The sequence below is a fragment of the Mesorhizobium sp. M8A.F.Ca.ET.021.01.1.1 genome (assembly GCF_003998025.1).
In the GTDB taxonomy this organism is placed as follows: Bacteria; Pseudomonadota; Alphaproteobacteria; order Rhizobiales; family Rhizobiaceae; genus Mesorhizobium.
In genome coordinates this window covers 1-4,041 of the sequence record NZ_RZSJ01000557.1, presented here as the reverse complement: position 1 = coordinate 4,041, position 4,041 = coordinate 1, and the positions used below count along the sequence as shown (strand labels likewise).

Here is a 4,041-nt window from a genome sequence, read left to right as displayed (position 1 = left end):
GCGCGATGTGGTCGTAGCCGGCGAGCGCGGCATAGGCCACCACCGAACTCAAGCCTGCCAGCATCCAGCCGCGGGCCGGAATGGCCGCCAGCCCGTCCCAGACGTCGTCGAGCGAGATACCGCGCAATTCATGCCAGAGCAGCAGCAGCGAGAAAATCACCGCGCCGATGCCGACGATCGGCCAGAAATAGCGTTTCCAGTTCATTGCCCGACCGTCATGCGTTGCCTGTCCGCTTCCTTTTCTGTCGAGAGGCCGACCGCGCCCCGAATTCCCCATTCATTTCAGAAATGCCTCATTGAAGCCGGCTATTCAACCGCGAACACTTGTCGCGCCTGATGCCGGCGAGGCCTGCCTGCACCGGGCGCGGCGCGAGAACGCCTGCAAGCGGCGAGGGAACCGGCTCGACGGGCGCGGTCTCCGCTGGCGTCGCGTTATCAATCCAGCCTTGCGGGTACATTACGGAGCGCAGCAAAAAGGCGGGGTTGCGCGCCCAGCCGGCAAAATTCGGCAAGCGGCTCTTGGTGATCGGGCGCGGCACTGTTAGTCTGGCGGCAACTTGAAACATGCCAAAGCGCCTGCTGCGTCCGTCACCGGTTCGCGCGGCGCCGGAAGGAACGACAGTGGAAGACCGCGACACCGGCGCAGGCGCGCCGGAGGTGGGCGCGTCCAGCGCTTCTCCGGGGTCATCAGGCCCGGGGACGGCCGGTTGGCAGCAACGCCGCCCGACGGAGCCTCGCTCCGTGAATGGGCAGGTGGGCGACGCAACCCAGAAAGGCAAGCCCAAGAAACGGCGCAAGCGAAGGCGCGGGCGCAAGGTTTTTGCGCGCGACGATGTGCGCCCCGAGGACAATCGATCGCCGCTGCAAGGCAAGGCCGCTACCGCGGCAGTCGACCTGAAGCCTGTTGCCGCTGCGGCGATCTCGCCCGTCGTTCCAGCGCCACGCCCCGAACAAGGCAACCGCAGGCCGCCGGTGCACGAGCTTCCGGTTTTCGCGGCGCTGGATCTCGGCACCAACAATTGCCGGCTGCTGGTCGCCGTTCCCACCCGTCACGGCCAGTTCCGCGTCATCGACGCCTTCTCGCGCATCGTCAGGCTGGGCGAGGGGCTCACCGCCAATGGCCGGCTCGGCCAGCCGGCGATGGACCGCGCGGTCGAGGCGCTGAAGGTCTGCGGTGACAAATTGCGCGGCCGCAAGATCAGGAAGGCAAGGCTGATCGCCACCGAAGCCTGCCGCACCGCCGAAAACGGCGTCGAGTTCCTCGATCGCGTCGAACGCGAAGCCGGCCTGAAGCTCGAGATCATCGATCGCCAGACCGAAGCCCGCCTTGCGGTTTCCGGCTGCGGCTCGCTGGTCGAGCGCGACACGCAAGGCGTCGTCCTGTTCGACATCGGCGGCGGCTCCTCCGAGATCGCGCTGATCGATCTCAGCGGCCGCCGCTCGCCGCGCCTTGCCAACCATATCGTCTCATGGACATCGCTGCCGGTCGGCGTCGTGTCATTGGCGGAACGCTTTGGCGGCCGCACCGTGACGCGCGAGATCTTCACCGCCATGGTCGACGACGTCGCCGGCAGGCTGGCTACTTTCGATGGCCGCGACCGGCTGAGCCATCTCAAGGCCAGCCCGAATTTCCATCTGCTCGGCACTTCGGGCACGGTGACGACGCTGGCCGGCGTCCATCTCGATCTCGAGCGCTACGACCGCCGGCGGGTCGACGGCCTGTGGATGGACCGCGACAGCGTCGACCGCATGGTGGAGAGACTGGTCGGCTGGGATTTCCAGCAGCGCTGCGCCAACCCCTGCATCGGCGCCGACCGCGCCGATCTGGTGCTTGCCGGCTGTGCGATCCTAGAAGCGATCCGCGCCGTCTGGCCGTCGGAGCGGCTGCGCGTCGCCGACCGTGGCCTGCGCGAAGGCATATTGAGCGAACTGATGGCCGATGACGGCGTCTGGCGCAACGATGGGCGTGCTAGGGCATGATCATGCTCAAACAAGAAATCAGGCAATGACCAAGAAACCGGAAAAACCAGGTTCGGCGAGCATTCGCGTGCTGAAGACGCGGATCAAGAAGAAAAGCGGCCTGAAGGAATCGTCACGCCGCTGGCTGCAGCGCCACATCAACGATCCCTATGTCCAACGCTCGAAAGCCGATGGCTATCGTTCCCGCGCGGCCTACAAGCTGATCGAGATCGACGACAAGCACCATCTCTTGAAGCCCGGCATGAAGGTGATCGACCTGGGTGCCGCCCCCGGCGGCTGGTGCCAGGTCGCGGCCGCGCGCACGAAATCGACGGCCGAAAACCCGCATGTCATCGGCATCGATTATCTGGAAATGGACGCCGTGCCCGGTGCGCCGGTGCTGCTGATGGATTTTCTCGATCCGCAGGCTCCGCAAAAGCTGGCCGAGGCGCTGGGCGGCGACCCGGATGTCGTGCTGTCCGACATGGCGGCGCCGACCACCGGCCACAAGCGGACCGACCACATCCGCACCATGCATCTGTGCGAGGTGGCGGCCGATTTCGCGCTGTCGGTCCTGAAGCCCGGCGGCCATTTCCTGGCCAAGACCTTCCAGGGCGGCGCCGAAAACGAACTGCTCTCGATGCTCAAGAAGAATTTCCGCTCCGTCCACCACGTCAAGCCACCGGCGTCGCGCGATGAATCGGTGGAGCTTTATCTCTTGGCCAAGGATTTTAAGGGGCGAGAGGCTGGTCCGCCGTCAGGCGGATCGGAACGTCCAGTGGACGTTCCGAAGGGCTCGAGCGCCCGGAGCCATGGCGAAGGGCCGGGGGACGCAGACGGCTGAGTTGGCCGCTTCACTCTCCAGGCGATCTCACCGGTTCCAGCGTCTTGGGCGTCGTCAGCCGGCCATGGCCTGACACGGCGTTGCCGGCATCGGGTGCCAGCCGCATGAACGACAGTGACGCCGCCGCCGATACCGCCGCCACGATGAAGAAGGCGGTATGGAAATCGCCCAGCGTCAGCGGGCCGCCATGGATCGAGGTCGAGACTTCCAGAACACCGCCGGCGAGCGCCACGCCGAGCGCGATCGAGAGCTGCTGGAACACCGCCGTGATCGGCGTCGCCTTGCTGGTATCCTCGGCCGAAACCTCGGCATAGGACAGTGCGTTGACACCGGTGAAGAACATCGAACGGATAAAGCCGCCGACCAGCAAAATGGCCAGCATCAGCGCGTAAGGCGTTTCGGGGGTGAAGAGGCCGTAGATGGCGATCGATGCGGCGGCGACCAGCGAGCCGGCGATCAGCACGCGGCGGAAGCCGACGACACGGAAGATCAGCGCGGTGACGAATTTCATGCCGATGGCGCCGATCGCGGAGACGAAGGTGATCATGCCGGACTGGAATGGGGTCAGCCCGAAACCGATCTGGAACATCAGCGGCAACAGGAACGGCACCGCTCCGATGCCGATGCGAAACAGGCTGCCGCCAAGCACCGACGAGCGGAACACCTGGTTGCGGAACAGCTCAAGCGCCAGCAGCGGATTTCTGGCGCGGCGCGCATGCATCAGGTAGAGCGCGCCCGACAGCAGCCCCACCGCGACCGTGATGAAGCCGGTGGCCGGCGGCAGATAAGGCAGGCTGACCACCGACAGGCCGAACACGACGCCGGATGCGGCAAGCCCGCTCAACACGAAGCCGATGAAATCGAGCGGCGGCGTCTCGGTTGCTTCGGTTTCCGGCAGGAAGCGTGTGGCCAGCCAGATGCCGATCAGGCCGATCGGCACGTTGATCAGGAAGATCCAGTGCCACGTAAAATAGGTGGTGATAAAGCCACCGATCGGCGGACCGACCAGCGGGCCGACGAGTGCTGGAACGGTCAGCCAGGACATGGCGGCGACCAGGTCGCTCTTGGGCGTGGCGCGCACCAGCACCAGGCGCCCGACCGGGGTCATCATGGCGCCGCCAATGCCTTGCAGGAAGCGCGACACCACGAAGGCCGGCAGCGAACCGGACAACGCGCAGGCAACCGAACCGGCAATGAACACCGCGATCGCCGCGCGAAAGATGTTCTTGGCGCCGAAG

General features: G+C 65.7%; 4 protein-coding genes and 1 pseudogene. 2 read left to right on the top strand and 3 right to left on the bottom strand.

Features of this window, described 5'->3' with window-relative positions:
- Positions 1-205: pseudogene (locus EOA36_RS29660) on the bottom strand (UPF0104 family protein); the annotation flags it as partial.
- A gap of 88 nt (positions 206-293) precedes the next feature.
- A complete protein-coding gene (locus tag EOA36_RS29655; protein WP_127280526.1) occupies positions 294-566 on the bottom strand; it encodes a hypothetical protein in 273 nt (90 codons plus the stop codon).
- Between the two features lie 55 nt (positions 567-621).
- On the opposite strand from EOA36_RS29655, the gene EOA36_RS29650 reads away from it, so the two are divergent.
- Positions 622-1,980: a Ppx/GppA phosphatase family protein gene (locus EOA36_RS29650; protein WP_127280525.1), complete on the top strand. Its 1,359-nt coding sequence runs from the start codon at positions 622-624 to the stop codon at positions 1,978-1,980.
- A gap of 25 nt (positions 1,981-2,005) precedes the next feature.
- Positions 2,006-2,803: an RlmE family RNA methyltransferase gene (locus EOA36_RS29645; protein WP_127280524.1), complete on the top strand. Its 798-nt coding sequence runs from the start codon at positions 2,006-2,008 to the stop codon at positions 2,801-2,803.
- 10 nt (positions 2,804-2,813) lie between these two features.
- On the opposite strand, the gene EOA36_RS29640 is transcribed toward EOA36_RS29645, so the two are convergent.
- The coding region (locus EOA36_RS29640; protein ID WP_127280523.1) for an MFS transporter at positions 2,814-4,041 on the bottom strand (1,228 nt) is incomplete at its 5' end.

What these genes read in the sequence shown, in the direction of transcription:
- EOA36_RS29655 (WP_127280526.1), bottom strand. Translation starts at nt 566, where the DNA reads ATGTTTCAAGTTGCCGCCAGACTAACAGTGCCGCGCCCGATCACCAAG.
- EOA36_RS29645 (WP_127280524.1), top strand. Translation starts at nt 2,006, where the DNA reads ATGACCAAGAAACCGGAAAAACCAGGTTCGGCGAGCATTCGCGTGCTG.